Here is a 14,116-nt window from a genome sequence, read left to right on the forward strand (position 1 = left end):
GTGTGTTGTTTTTGCATGAAGTGCTACACAAAGGGGCGGGTGTGTGTGACAATACCGTATCAGGATCGTCAGGATGGAAGGGCCATGAAGGAAGTAGAAGAACTCTCGTTCGGCGACAGTGCCACCGGCGCGAGCGAACGCAAGCGTCACTCGTGGGTCGGCAAGCTGATTGCCGTGCTGATTGTTATTGTGCTGGTTGCGGTATGTACGGGCGCGTGGGCTTGGGAGGCCAGATTGCGTCATATCATCGTATTCGTCAATGGGCAGCAGGTGGAGATTTCCGCGGGGACCACGGCGAAACAACTGTTGAAAGACCATGACGATTTCGGTGCTCATCCCGGTCGGCTGCTGGCGGTGGACGGTAGCGTCATCAAGAAGTATGGCGGACATCCGGCGGAATTGAGGGTTGACGGCAGCGTGATTGACCCTGCGGATTGGGGCAATACCCGGTTTTCCGGCAACGCTGATATTTCCGTGAAGTCGGGAGGAGATGTGGTCGAGGGACACGCGATCGACTATGCGCCGATTCCCTATACTGTATCGGTTAATATCAAGGGCAGCGTCATCCAGATGGTGAAAACGCGCGGAAAAGACGGTAAGCGCGAGATTTGGGCCGGCGATATCTCCAAGAAACGCATCACGAAGCGGATCGTTGCGCAACCGGTTGATGCCCAGATTGTCGGCGTATCGCCGCGTCCGCAAGGCCATAAGGTGATCGCGTTGACGTTTGATGATGGTCCGAGCGATCAGTACACCGCCCCGATTCTCGACATTCTCAAGCAAAAGGGCGTGAAGGCGACGTTCTTCGACGTGGGCCAGTATTCGGTACTGTACCCGGCTTTGGAGAAGCGGATGGTCGCCGAAGGCCATGAGGTCGCGAGCCACAGCAACACGCACCCGTATATGCCGAAGATGAAGCGGGACGCGTTGCGGGCGGAAATCACCGCCGGATTCGCCAACATGAAGAAAGCATCCGGCGTGAGCACGCGCATGATGCGCTCGCCGTACGGCTCGTTCACGGTGGACCAGTGGAAGGACGTGTACGATCTGGTCGACTACAACGTGCTGTGGAGCATCGATACGGAGGATTGGCGTCGCCCCGGCGCTCAAGCGATTCATGACGCGGTGCTCAACCACGCGTACAACGGTGCTGTGGTGCTCATGCACGACGGCGGCGGCAACCGCGACCAGGACATTCAGGCCCTGCCCGGCATCATTGACGATTTGAAAGCGCAAGGCTACGAATTCGTGACCATCAGCGGGCTGTTGAAGCTTGCCGGTATCAGCGCCGCCCCGCTGGCCGATGATGGCGGCGACGCGAAGAAGTAGGCTGCGGCGAGTGCCCGTGGACGCTGCCCGCCGAATTGGTCACGCAGTGCGTGACGAATTGAGTGGCGGTAGAAGGTAAAAGGAGGGGCGTGCAGGCGTCTGTGGATTTTGTTGCGAGTGACGGCGCCCGCCAATTGGTCACACACTGTGTGGCCAATTGAGCGGCGGTTCTATTGATTCATTGGCCTGATAGAAAAGCATCCGCACAAACTCCGGATGCGTCGAGATGGTTCCCAGCGTAACCAGTCTGTGTATCCCAACCCTCTGCCGACGCTGAGGACCATGTGGGCGTCGGTTGTGGGTTATAGCTCCGCTTCTGCCGACGGTGACGGTACTCTCAGTGTCGGCAGAAGGTGGGGGATGTGTGCCGGCCGGCATCCCGCTCCACCCAGCCCCCGCGTCACCCGGTAGAGGGGATACGGTAATCTGTGGGCGGCGGAATCATGCGTTTTGCGGAGGTGCATCATGCCCGGAATCATTCTTATCGGCGCTCAGTGGGGCGATGAAGGCAAAGGCAAGGCGACCGATCTTATCGGCTCGCATGTCGACTATGTCGCCCGCTTCAACGGCGGCAACAACGCGGGCCATACCGTGGTCGTCGGCGACGAATCCTACGCGCTGCACCTGCTGCCCAGCGGCATCATCAGCCCGAACGTGACCCCCGTCATCGGCAACGGCGTGGTAGTCGATCCTGAAGTCCTGTTCCAGGAGATTGACGGGCTGGAAGCCCGCGGCGTGGACTGCTCGCGCCTGCTGGTCAGCGAGTCCGCACACGTGATCGCCCCCTACCATCGCACCATCGACAAGGTGACCGAACGTTTCCTGGGCAAACACAAGATCGGCACCACCGGTCGCGGCATCGGCCCGGCGTACGCCGACAAGATCAACCGCGTCGGCATCCGCGTGCACGACCTGTTCAATGAACAGCACCTGCACGACAAGGTCGAGGCGAGCCTGCACCAGAAGAACCAGATGCTCATCAAGCTGTACAACCGCCGTCCGGTCGACGTGGACCGCACCACCGACGAGCTGCTCAAGCTCGGCGAACGCCTCAAGCCGTACGTGGCGAACACGTCCCTCGTGCTCAACAACGCGCTCGACGCGGGCAAGACCGTCCTGTTCGAAGGCGGTCAGGCCACCATGCTGGACGTGGACCACGGCACCTACCCGTTCGTCACCTCCTCGAACCCGACCGCCGGCGGCGCCTGCACCGGTACGGGTGTCGGGCCGACCAAGATCAACCGCGTTATCGGCGTGTCCAAGGCGTATATCACGCGCGTGGGCGAAGGCCCGTTCCCGACGGAACTGTTCGACGAGCAGGGCGATTGGCTGCGCGAACAAGGCCACGAGTATGGTGTCACCACCGGCCGTCCGCGTCGCTGCGGGTGGTTCGATGCTGTCGTCAACCGCTATGCGGTGCGCGTCAACGGCCTGACCGATATCGTGCTCACCAAGCTTGACGTGCTCACCGGTCTCAAGGAAATCCCGATCTGCGTTGCCTACGACGTGGAAAACCCGGACGGCACGCACACCCGGTATGACGACATGCCTGTCGACCAGGCAGCCTTCACTGCGGCGAAGCCGATTTACGAGACCATGCCCGGCTGGAACGAGGATATTTCTCAAGTGCATGATTTCGCTGATCTGCCCAAGACCTGCCAGGATTATGTCAAGCGCCTCGAAGACCTGTCCGGATGCCGGATTTCCGCAATCGGCACTGGTCCGCAGCGCGACCATATCATCTCGGTGCGCTCGCTGATCGACTAGTTCCGACGAGTTTCGACGGATTTCGACAAGTTCCGTTTCACGGCATGCTGACCGGACCGGAGGCGGGACGCAGAAGCGTCGCGGCTCCGGTCCGGCATAAGAGGCACGTTGACCATCTGGAGAGCATCCGGAGGCCGCAACCGTAAGCTGCAAGAGAGCGCCAGAAGAAGGAAGAAAACAGTCATGGCAAAACGTTCCCCGCTTGCCGACCCACAACTGTATCTGGTGGTGTTCGTCGGCGGTGCGATCGGCACCTGCGTGCGCTATCTGCTGGGGTTGGCGATACCCCAACAGGCGGCAGGATTCCACTTCGGCACGCTCGCCGCGAACCTGCTGGCATGCTTCGTATACGCAGGATTGAGCGCATATCTGGCACAGGCCGATTGGATTCGTCCGCGCGACCGAGAGTTGGTCAATCGTGGCGCCGGCATGGGTGTGTGCGGCGGGTTGTCAACCATGTCCACACTCGCGTTGGAAGGGTTCACCGGCATACTCGGCGGGCAAGTGTGGCAGGCATTGCTGTACCTGCTGGCCAGTGTGGTATTCGGCCTGCTGGTCGCGTTCGCGGGCGTCCGGTGCGCTGATCGGCTTGCGACCGGGCATCGCGCGGAGCGTACCGCGGCGGCCGGCCAAACTGCCCGGTCTGGTGATTCCGGTGATTCCGCCAACTCCGCAGAACAGGAGGCCCGGCAATGACATCATTCCTGATCGGTGCACTCCTGTGCCTGATGGGCGGCCTGGGGGCCGTCACCCGGTTCGTGCTTGACACCGCGGTCAAACAGCCGTGGTCCCGCATCCCCGACAACGCGGACGAACGCACCGCAGCCATCCACGCGTTCCCGCTGTCCACGCTCGTCGTGAATATCGCGGCCTCACTGCTCGCCGGCATCGTCGCGGCGGCCTTCGTCTACCACGGCGACCCGGCCAGCCCGTGGCGTCTAGTGCTCGCCACCGGCTTCCTCGGCGGGTTCTCCACGTTCTCGACCGCCATCAACGAAAGCATCACCCTGCTGCGCAACGGCAAGCACGCCGTCGCGGCAGCCAACATCGTCCTCGAATACGTCGTTCCGCTGCTATGCGTGGCGCTCGGCTGGTGGCTGGCGGCAGCACTGTGAACGACGTGCACGCCACCGCAGACCGTCTGCTCACATCCTTCGCCCGTCTCAAATGGCGCATGGCGGGTGCCGGAGTGCTCATCGGCCTGCTGTCCGGCGTGCTTGTGGCCATCTACCGGCAGGGCATCGAACTGAGCACCCGTTTCGCCCGCTGGATGTACGGGCAAATCCGCATTACACCTTGGCTGATCGCCCCTTGGGCGCTTGCCGCAATCCTCATCAGCCTGCTCATCGCGTGGATGGTACGCAAAGAGCCGATGGCATCCGGCAGCGGCATCCCACAAACCGACGGCGTGGTGTTGAGCGGCCTGACCATGAAATGGCAGACCATTCTGCCAGTGCGTTTTCTCGGCGGTCTGCTCGCCGCCCTGTTCGGCCTGTCACTCGGGCGCGAAGGCCCCTCCATCCAGATCGGCGCGTCCGGCGCACAATTCCTGTCACACCGCATGCGCGGCGAAAAACGCGAAGACGTGCAGGAGCACTATCTGGTGACCGCGGGTGCGGCCGCCGGCCTGTCCGCGGCGTTCAGCGCCCCGCTGTCCGGCATGATGTTCGCGCTGGAAGGCATCCACCGCAGCTTCTCCCCGGCCATCCTCATGGGCGCGACCGCCGCCTCCCTGACCGCGGATTTTGTTTCGAAATACTGTTTCGGCTTGACCCCGGTCCTTGATTTCGGGGATATTCGGCAGTTGCCGCTCGGCGATTACATGTGGTTGATTCCGCTCGGCATCATCGCCGGGCTGGTCGGTTCGTTGATGAACCGCTCCTTGTTGGGATTGCAAACCTTGTACGGCAAACTGCCCGACTGGCTTCGCCCGATGATAGCCATGGCGATCGCCCTGCCGGTCGGACTATGGTTGCCCGACGTGCTCGGAGGCGGCTCGAACCTCGTACAAACCGCCGAACGCGGGCATCCCGGCCTGCTCATGCTGTGCATCCTGCTGGTCGTGAAAATCCTGTTCACCAGCACGAGTTTCGGTTCCGGCGTACCCGGCGGCATCTTCATGCCGATTCTTGCGGTCGGAGCGCTGGCGGGCGGCGCGTTCGGCACGCTCGGGCATGACCTGTGGGGGCTTTCCGCCCAGGCGATCCCCGTATTCGCGGTATGCGTCATGACCGGCACGCTGGCGGCATCGGTCAAAACCCCGATCACGTCCATCCTGCTGACTGTCGAAATGTCCGGCACCCTGACCCACATGCTGCCGGTCGCCGCAGCCGCGTTCATCGCGCTGCTCGTCTCTGACTTGCTGCGTACGAAACCGATTTACGGCGTGCTGCTGGAACGCTACATGCGCGCGCAAGGTCAGGCGGCGAAACTGCCCGGCAATCTGGGTTCCGGCATCATGGACTTCCCGCTGGAAATGGGCGCGCCCGCCGACGGGCATCGCGTGCGCGACGTTGCATGGCCGTCCGGATGCCTGATTATTGGACTTCGGCGGGGTGAACACGAAATCGTTCCGCGTGGCGACACCATGCTGCGGGGTGGCGATTACCTGATCGTACTGTTCAGCGGTCAGGAGGAACAGACCGTCCGCGCAGCGCTGCGACGGCTATGTGACGCGGAAGAGACCGAATCCGCCGCCTCGCCGCGCTGATTGATGCCGCGGTTGCCTGCGTGGGCTGTTTGACGCTGACGGGACAGTGCCACCCGTCGTCAGTCGTCGTTGTTCGGTGCTCGTGCTGCCGGCTGATTGTTGAGATTTTGCGGGTTTGCGGTGTGGCCTGGGCGTGTGTCATGGTCGGTGCGCGTGTGGACTGGATCGGTTTTCGGTTTTCGGTTTTCGGTTTCCGTTTTCCGGTTTGGTCCTTGGTTCGGGTGTTCTGGGTGGTTCGTTTGGCGATGGTTGATGACGGAGGTGTGTTCGGATTGTTGGTATTCTGCGGTTTTGTGGTGTGATTGCGGTCGGCGTGGTGTGTCATGGTCGGTGCCGGTGTGGACTGGTTCCGATTTCGTCGTGCGATTCCCGATTCGGTCCATGGATTCGGGCGGTACCGTGCCCGGTGATCTGGTGTCCGGTTCCCGCGGCGCCGGCAGATCATTGGTATTCCGCGGGTTTGCGGTGTTGGTCGGGTCGCCGGGGTGATGCCGTGGTCAGCGCACGCGCGGACTGGATCCGTTTTCGGTCGGTGTTCTCCGGTTCGGTCCGTGGTTCGGGTGTTCTGGGTGCCTGGCACGCCGGCGGTCGATTGTGATGGCGTAATCAGATCCCTGTGATTCCGCGCTTCTGCGATGATGCCGTGGTTGGCGGCCGGACATGGTCCGGCATGGGTGTGGACTGGTTCTGATTTTGTCCTATGTTCTCCGATTTGGTCCGTGATTCGGGTGTTCTGGGTGGTTGGTTTGGTGATGGTTGATGATTGTAGTGCGCTCGGATTGTTGGTATTCCGCGGGTTTGTGGTGTGATTGCGGTCGGCGTGGTGTGTCATGGTCGGTGCCGGTGTGGACTGGTTCCGATTTCGTCGTGCGATTCCCGATTCGGTCCATGGGCTCGGGCGATACCGTGCTTGGTGGTCTGGTGTCCGGTTCCTGTGGTGATGGCGGATTGTTGGGATTCTGCGGTTTTGTGGTGATGCTGTGGCTGGTGGCCGGGTGCGGTCCGGCACAGGCGCGGACCGGATTGGTTTTCGGTTTCCGTTCTCCGATTCAGTCCATGGGTTCGGGCGGTTGCGGGCTCGGCGGTCTGGTGTCCGGTTCCCGTGTTGCCGGCTGATTGTTGGGATTCTGCGGGTTTGTGGTCCGGCACGGGCGCGGACTGGATCCGTTTTCGGTCGGTGCTCTCCGATTCGGTGCGGGCCGCTCGCCCGCTCGCCCAGTCATCCGTGTGCCCGCCGTGTTAACACGAATGACTGCGAAGTTACCCCGGCGAAACGTTATTGCAACCGCTAGTCGAATCTCGAATACCTATGGTGAGGGTAATCGAGAGAGGACTACATATGGCAGACGCACTATCGACTGCGCGGCGCCATCGGTTCCTGATACTGACTTGCATGCTTGCCATGCTGGTTCCGATGGTGTTCCTCGCATTCCCATCATCCGCACAGGCCGCTGAAGCGGTCACAACCTGCAATCCGACCGCCACCAACGGCTGCGTGAACGGCATCCTGCAAGACGCTTCCAAACAGCCTGTTGCCGGCGCGACCGTCACCCTGTCCGGCAAGGAATCGGCGACCACAACCACCGATTCGACTGGAAAATGGGCGTTCTCAGTGACCGCGGACGGCTCATACACCGTCACCATCGACAAGTCGGTCGCCTCAAGCCACGGCTTGCCCGGTAACACGGCGACCGTGAGCATCGACAAAAGCGATTTCTCCAAGCAGCGGGCGGTCGTCCGCTTCGACAAGGCAAACGTAACGGATTCTTCAAGCTCCGGCAAGGCTTCCGGCTCGGCATCATCGTCAAGCAAAGCCAAGTCGGGCAGCTCAAGCTCCACAACCGACAGCTCGTCGGCGTCAAGCTCATCCGGCAGCTCCAGCAATTTCGGCCAGCGCTTTTGGCAGCAGTTTTACTCCGGCTTGATTTTCGGCCTCATGCTCGCGCTGATGAGTGTCGGCATGAACCTCGTCTACGGCACCACCGGACTGAGCTCCTTCTCCCACGGCGAGCAGGTCACGCTCGGCGGCCTTATGGCGTATGTCGGCACGCAGATGCTGCATTGGCCGCTCATCGTCTCCGGCATTTTCGCCATCGCGATCGGCGCGCTGACCGGCCTCATCCAGAACGAAGTCATCTGGGCGCCGCTGCGCCGCAAGCATGTCGGCCCGCTGCAGCAGATGATTGTCACCATCGGCCTGTCCATGGTGCTGCAATACCTGTTCCAGTTCTTCTTCGGCGGCAGCACGAAAGGCATTGTCACCTCAGTGGAACGTGGCTTCCAAATCGGTCCGATCACCACTGACCGCGCGACACTGATTTCCGCGGCCATTGCAATCGTGGTCATCGTCACCGTCACGTACTTCCTGTACCACACGCGGTTCGGCCGGGCCACGCGAGCCGTCTCCGACAACGCCGCACTCGCTGCGGCGTCCGGCATCAACGTAGAACACGTGGTGCGGATTGTGTGGATCCTGTCCTGCGCGCTCGCTGCACTTTCCGGCGTGCTCATGGGCATCTACCTCAACGGCATCGCGTGGAACACGGGCGCGGTCCTGCTGCTGCTCATGTTCTCCGCGGTCACACTCGGCGGCCTGGGCACCGCGCCGGGCGCGCTCGTCGGCGCCCTCATCATCGGCGTCGTGGCGGATATGAGCTCGCTCATCATCCCCAACGACATGCGCTACGCTTCGGCGCTCGCGATCCTCATCATTGTCCTGCTGTTCCGTCCGCAGGGCATCTTCGGCAAAGCACAGAGGGTGGGCTGAACCATGGATTTCCTTACGATTATCACCAATTCGTTGGGCGAACTGATTGCGCCCACAACCGCCGCCTACGCGCTTGCGGCGATCGGCTTGAACATTCACTTCGGCATGACCGGCCTGTTCAACATGGGCCAGGCGGGATTCATGCTGCTGGGCGCCTACGGCTTCGCGGTCACCCAGTCCATGGGCTGGAGCATTCTCGGCTCCCTGTGCATGGCGTTGTTCCTGTCGTTCCTGTTTGCGCTGTTGCTTGGCATTCCGACGCTCAAGCTCGGGCCTGACTACCTGTCGATGGTTACGCTTGCGGCCGCTGAAATCGTTCGCATTATTGGCCGCTCTACCGCGATGACCAAGATTACCGGTGGTTCCGGCGGCATCTCTCCGCAGGATTTCACGGAGAAGTTCGAAGCGCTTTCGCCACTGCCCGACGGGCAATCGACCTTCCTGCTATGGACCTACTCGAACAATACGGCGAACTCCTGGTGGATCCGCATCGTGGCCTGGGTGCTGGTCGGCGTCGCACTGTTCCTCACCTGGCGCTGGTTCAACTCCCCGTGGGGCCGTGTGCTCAAAGGCATCCGCGAGGATGAGAACGCGGTGCGCTCGCTGGGCAAATCGGTGACCCGCTTCAAGATTCAGTCGCTGTTCCTAGGCGGTGCGTTCGGTGCGCTCGCCGGCATCATCTTCGTGCTGCCGCGTTCCGTACAGCCTGATTCCTTGGGCCGTCAGGTTACCTTCTACACGTGGACGATTCTGCTGATGGGCGGTGCGGCGACCGTCTTCGGCCCGCTGATTGGCTCGTGCGTGCTGTGGGTGGCGCTCACGCTGATCAAGGAGTTCATGCGCGGCACGATTCCGACGACCGTGATCTCCTCCGACCAGGTGGAGGCGCTCGGCTGGGTGATTATGGGCGTCGCGCTCATGTGCATCGTGATATTCAGGCCGCAAGGGATTCTCGGCGACCGAAAGGAGTTGGCGTTCAATGCGTAAGTCAACATCACAACAAGCAACATCGCAGCAAACTGGGAAGAACGCGACCGATGATTTCGGCGACAAGCCCTTCCAGCAGCAGGCGTACGTGCCGCAATCCGACGCTCCAGGCGCCGCGGCACCCGGTTCCCTTACTCCCGAGGCGGATTTGCCGCGTTGGGCGACCCGCGCGCCCGAGGGTGAGAAACTCGAATCCACGCAGTACGCGGACCGCGTGCAACACGATCTGTCGTTCGTGAAAGCCGCGCCCGGTGTGGCCAAGCCGGATCCGATCCTCGTGGCGGACAACATCACCCGCAAATTCGGTGGTGTCACTGCCGTCGACGTGCAACATTTCGAGATCGAACGGCATGGCATCACCGCGCTGATCGGCCCGAACGGCGCCGGCAAAACCACCTTCTTCAACCTCATGACCGGTTTCGACACCCCGAACACCGGCACGTGGGAATTCGACGGCAAACCGCTGAAATCTGAATCACCAGAACAGGTGGCGCGCATGGGCATGGTCCGCACCTTCCAGCTGACCAAAGTCATGAGCCGCCTGACCGTCATGGACAACATGCTGCTGGGCGCCCCCGTTCAACCGGGTGAAGGTATGCTCACAGCGCTGTTTCCTGCCCGTTGGCGCAAGCAGGAGGAGAAAAACCGCGAAAAGGCCGAACGCCTGCTCAAACGCTTCCTGTTGTGGAAAAAGAAGGATGATTTCGCCGGATCGCTTTCCGGCGGCCAGCGCAAACTGCTCGAAATGGCGCGAGCGCTCATGAGCGACCCGCAGCTGGTCATGCTCGACGAGCCGATGGCCGGCGTGAACCCCGCGCTCAAGCAGTCGCTGCTCGACTGCATCATGGCGCTGCGCGAAACCGGCACGACTGTGCTGTTCGTCGAACACGACATGAATATGGTCCGGCATATCGCCGATTGGGTGACGGTCATGGCGGAAGGCAAGATCGTGGCCGAAGGCGTGCCGAAGAACGTGATGTCCGACCAGGCGGTCATCGACGCGTACCTGGGCGCCCGAGCGAACATCGATTTGGGTGATGACGCGGCGCTTGAGAAGCTTGAGGAGGAACAGCATGAGTGACGTAACGGTAAGCGAACGCGAAAACCCCACCGCCGCTGCCGGCACGGATGCGCCAACGCAAGGCACGCTGCCGCGCTCGCAAGTGCATGTCGGTGAACCGGAAGGTGACCCGCTGATGGATGCGCAGGATCTGATCGCCGGCTATCTGCCGGGCGTGAACATCCTCAACGGGGCGTCACTGACCTTGCATGATGGCGAGATTGTCGGCATCATCGGACCGAACGGTGCCGGCAAATCAACCCTGCTCAAATCCCTGTTCGGTCTGGTGCACATCCGGTCCGGCAAACTGCTGCTGCGCGGCGAGGACATCACGAATATGCGCGCCGACAAGCTGGTCTCGCGTGGCGTGGGCTTCGTACCGCAGACGGAGAACGTGTTCCCGTCGCTGACTATCGAGGAGAACCTGCGGATGGGGGCGTTCCAGGCGCCGAAACTGTTCAAGGAGCGGTTCGAATACGTCAGTTCGATTTTCCCGAAACTCGCGTCGCGCAAGGATCAATTGGCCGGATCGCTGTCCGGTGGCGAACGGCAGATGGTCGCGATGGGCCGCGCGCTGATGATGAAGCCGTCCGTGCTGCTGCTTGACGAACCGTCCGCCGGCTTGTCGCCGATGCTGCAGGACGAGACTTTCATCCGCGTGAAGGAAGTCAACAAGGCCGGGGTTTCGGTGGTGATTGTCGAGCAGAACGCCAGCAGATGTCTGCAGATCTGCGACCGCGGGTACGTGCTCGACCAAGGCCGCAACGCCTACTCCGGGCGCGGCCGCGACCTGCTCAACGACCCGAAGGTCATCTCCCTGTACCTGGGCAACCTCGAGGAGAAAGTCGAGGAAGAAGGTCGGTAGACGGGGGCGGGGTGCGGCGCCGGGGCATGTTGCTCGGCGCAGTGCCGAGCAGATCGCTGCCCGATTCGCACAGTGCGGAACAGTAACCGACCGGGGACGGGGGCGAAGCGGGGGACGTTCTGAGACCAGCCACCATAACACCGCATGATTCCGGCGGCCGGTGATTTGTTGATTTCGCTCTCGTGCCCGCGTTCCTTGGTTACTGTTCCACACCGTGCATGGTCATGTCAGATTCCGCAGGTGTGGCCGATGCGGCGACGCCCGGCCCCGGCTCGCCCTGCCGCTCTGGTTCCTGAATCCGCGGAATACCGCCAATCCCCCGCCTGCATCGGCAGCGCGTCCCTCACCGCCATCCTCGCATCCCATGGTTACCTTTCCGCACCGTGGGTCTGGGTACCCCGCTCGGCTTGAGCGGAGGAGAATGGAGCCAACTGCGGGAGTCGTTATCGGGTCCGGTGAGCGGTCTGATCATGCCGCTGCCATGTCCCGGCTCCCAAGGCACAGCCCAACCCACCATCGTGGCGCCATCATCGTGGGACTTCTCGCGTGATTCGCGGTTTGGCTTGTGAATTCCCAGTGGGCTGATATTGGGCGTGTTGGCGTTTCAACGTTTTCCTTGGCGCATTATCGCCGGATCCCGTTTTCATGGATAATCTCCCGGGCATTTATCCGTCTTCTCGTGTTTTCGTCCGGAACTCCCGCGTTCCCCCCGTATCCCTGATGCGCCGACGGCTCCTCGCGCCCGTGCCGCCGCTGTGCGTGCCAGCCCCGCACTTCGCCTTGCTTCGTCGCGCATCGGTTTCTCGGGGTGCGGCCGATTCCCAGGTGTGTCCGTTTCGCCTACTTGTGCCCGCCCGATTCCGGGCCCATCGTCGTGGGACTTTTCGTGTGATTCGCGGTTTGGCTTGTGAATTCCCAGTGGGCTGATATTGGGCGTGTTGGCGTTTCAACGTTTTCCTTGGCGCATTATCGCCGGATCCCGTTTTCACGGATAAACTCCCGGGAGATTATCCGCTGTCTTGCGTTTTCGCTCGGAACTCCCGCGTTCCCCCGTGTTCCTGATGCCGATGCCCGTCTCCGATGACCCCTTGCGCCCACACCACCTCACGCCCCGCGCCCCGAGCCAGCCCCATGTCTGATTGCACAACATTTCCTGTTGTTTTCGCATGTCACGGTCAGGAAACATCCGGCACACGCCTGCGTTGCAAACCACGCTTAGATTCACGGGTAAACGAAACGGCAAGCCTACATCACCGTAATGTCCAAGCGTCCGCTTCGCGGCAATGAATCAGCATGGGAGAGAGGAAACTGATCATGCGATACTCAACATCATCAACGCCGTCAACATCATCGCGCAAGTCAATGAAACGAACCATGATGTGCGCCACCGCCGCTGTCGCCGCACTGACCCTGGCATTGTCCGGCTGCGGCTCCTCGTCATCAGGCGGCTCGGCGTCCAGCAGTTCGAACGGCGGATTCGTGCTCGGCGCACTGTTCCCGCAGACCGGCTCGCTGGCGTACATGTCCCCGCAGGAGGAAGGCGCGGTCAAGCTCGCCCTCAAGGACATCAATGATGCGGGCGGCGTGCTCGGCAAGAAGGCCACGTCGGTGAGCGCGGATACTTCGGACGCCGACCACGCGGACCAGAACACGTCCGGCACCCAGTCGGTGCTGTCCAAGAAGCCGTCCGCGATCATCGGTCCGGCGTCCAGCTCCGTGGTCAAGAACGTGTACAAGGAGATTTCCGCGGCAAAAGTCCCGCTGATTTCCATGGGCGCAACCTCCGCGAGCCTGTCCGGCGTTGACCCGTATTTCTTCCGCACGGTCGCTCCTGATAGCGTGCAGGGTGCGGTGCTTGGCAACGTGATCGCCCAGGATGGCGTGCAGAAACTCGCCATCGCCTCGTTCAACGATGATTACGGCACTGGCCTGCGCGACACCATCGCCAAGACCGCCGAGGCTGCGGGCGTGGATGTCGTCTATGGCGCGGATCAGGCCTTCGATCCGACCGAAACGAACTTCTCCTCGCTCGTGTCCACCATCAAAGCCTCCAACCCGGACGCCATCGCGATTATCGCCTTCGACCAGACCAAGGCGCTCATCAAGGAAATGATCAGCCAGGGCATTGATACCACGAAGCTGTATCTGGTCGATGGCAATACCTCCGACTATTCCGACACGTTCGACAAGGGCACGCTCAAGGGCGTGACCGGCACGATTCCGGGCGCTCACGCGACTGCGGACTTCCAGAAGAAGGTCAAGTCCATGGAAAGCAGCGTCAAGGATTACACCTATGCGGCCGAAACGTATGACGGCGTGATCCTGTTCGCGCTCGCTGCTCAGAAGGGCGGCAAGGCCGATGGCGAGACCATCCAGAAGAACCTGCTCGCGGTGTCCGGCGCGAACGGCGGCACGAAGTGCAAGTCCTACAAGGAGTGCGTGGCGCTGCTGAAGGATGGCAAAGATATCGAATATGTCGGACAGACTGGTATCGGACCGTTCAACAAGAACCATGATCCGAGCTCCGCGAATATCGGCGTGTACAAGTTCGGTGAGGACAACAAGCCGGTGTTCGACCACGTCCAGTCCGGTAAGGTGGCGTGACCGGCGGGGGACGTCCTGTTCCGTCTG

Annotated in this window: 11 protein-coding genes; all 11 read left to right on the forward strand. The window is 61.6% G+C overall.

What is annotated here, in order from left to right:
• Positions 1-84 precede the first annotated feature (84 nt).
• The 11 genes from ACTQYB_RS02170 to ACTQYB_RS02220 all read left to right on the forward strand — a co-directional run bounded on the left by ACTQYB_RS02170 (position 85) and on the right by ACTQYB_RS02220 (position 14,089).
• Positions 85-1,329 carry a polysaccharide deacetylase family protein gene (locus tag ACTQYB_RS02170; RefSeq protein WP_412170878.1) on the forward strand — a complete coding sequence of 415 codons (1,245 nt, stop codon included), beginning with the start codon at positions 85-87 and terminating at the stop codon, positions 1,327-1,329.
• A gap of 465 nt (positions 1,330-1,794) precedes the next feature.
• Complete coding sequence (locus tag ACTQYB_RS02175; RefSeq protein WP_033506480.1) at positions 1,795-3,096, forward strand: adenylosuccinate synthase; 1,302 nt, start codon at positions 1,795-1,797, stop codon at positions 3,094-3,096.
• A gap of 183 nt (positions 3,097-3,279) precedes the next feature.
• The gene (locus tag ACTQYB_RS02180) at positions 3,280-3,792 is read left to right on the forward strand and encodes a fluoride efflux transporter FluC (protein ID WP_441481739.1); all 513 of its coding nucleotides are present in this window, start codon (positions 3,280-3,282) and stop codon (positions 3,790-3,792) included.
• Positions 3,789-4,211: a fluoride efflux transporter FluC gene (locus tag ACTQYB_RS02185; RefSeq protein ID WP_441481740.1), complete on the forward strand. Its 423-nt coding sequence runs from the start codon at positions 3,789-3,791 to the stop codon at positions 4,209-4,211. The genes ACTQYB_RS02180 and ACTQYB_RS02185 overlap by 4 nt, the downstream gene beginning before the upstream one ends.
• Positions 4,212-4,270: 59 nt before the next feature.
• Positions 4,271-5,806 carry a ClC family H(+)/Cl(-) exchange transporter gene (locus ACTQYB_RS02190; protein WP_441481808.1) on the forward strand — a complete coding sequence of 512 codons (1,536 nt, stop codon included), beginning with the start codon at positions 4,271-4,273 and terminating at the stop codon, positions 5,804-5,806.
• 837 nt (positions 5,807-6,643) lie between these two features.
• Complete coding sequence (locus tag ACTQYB_RS02195) at positions 6,644-6,922, forward strand: hypothetical protein (RefSeq protein WP_441481741.1); 279 nt, start codon at positions 6,644-6,646, stop codon at positions 6,920-6,922.
• A gap of 223 nt (positions 6,923-7,145) precedes the next feature.
• Positions 7,146-8,573, forward strand: a complete 1,428-nt coding sequence (locus ACTQYB_RS02200) for an ABC transporter permease subunit (RefSeq protein ID WP_441481742.1) — start codon at positions 7,146-7,148, stop codon at positions 8,571-8,573.
• 3 nt (positions 8,574-8,576) lie between these two features.
• Positions 8,577-9,560 carry a branched-chain amino acid ABC transporter permease gene (locus tag ACTQYB_RS02205; protein WP_273304340.1) on the forward strand — a complete coding sequence of 328 codons (984 nt, stop codon included), beginning with the start codon at positions 8,577-8,579 and terminating at the stop codon, positions 9,558-9,560.
• Positions 9,553-10,641 (forward strand): ABC transporter ATP-binding protein, encoded by a 1,089-nt coding sequence (locus ACTQYB_RS02210; RefSeq protein WP_441481743.1) that lies wholly within the window; start codon positions 9,553-9,555, stop codon positions 10,639-10,641. Before ACTQYB_RS02205 ends, ACTQYB_RS02210 begins: the two co-directional genes overlap by 8 nt.
• A complete protein-coding gene (locus tag ACTQYB_RS02215; protein ID WP_441481744.1) occupies positions 10,634-11,485 on the forward strand; it encodes an ABC transporter ATP-binding protein in 852 nt (283 codons plus the stop codon). Before ACTQYB_RS02210 ends, ACTQYB_RS02215 begins: the two co-directional genes overlap by 8 nt.
• Positions 11,486-12,847: 1,362 nt before the next feature.
• Positions 12,848-14,089, forward strand: coding sequence for an ABC transporter substrate-binding protein (locus ACTQYB_RS02220; RefSeq protein ID WP_441481745.1), 1,242 nt, complete (start codon positions 12,848-12,850; stop codon positions 14,087-14,089).
• The last annotated feature ends 27 nt before the right edge of the window (positions 14,090-14,116 follow it).

It is taken from the genome of Bifidobacterium sp. LCP19S3_E9, assembly GCF_052121135.1.
Lineage (GTDB): Bacteria > Actinomycetota > Actinomycetes > Actinomycetales > Bifidobacteriaceae > Bifidobacterium > Bifidobacterium thermacidophilum.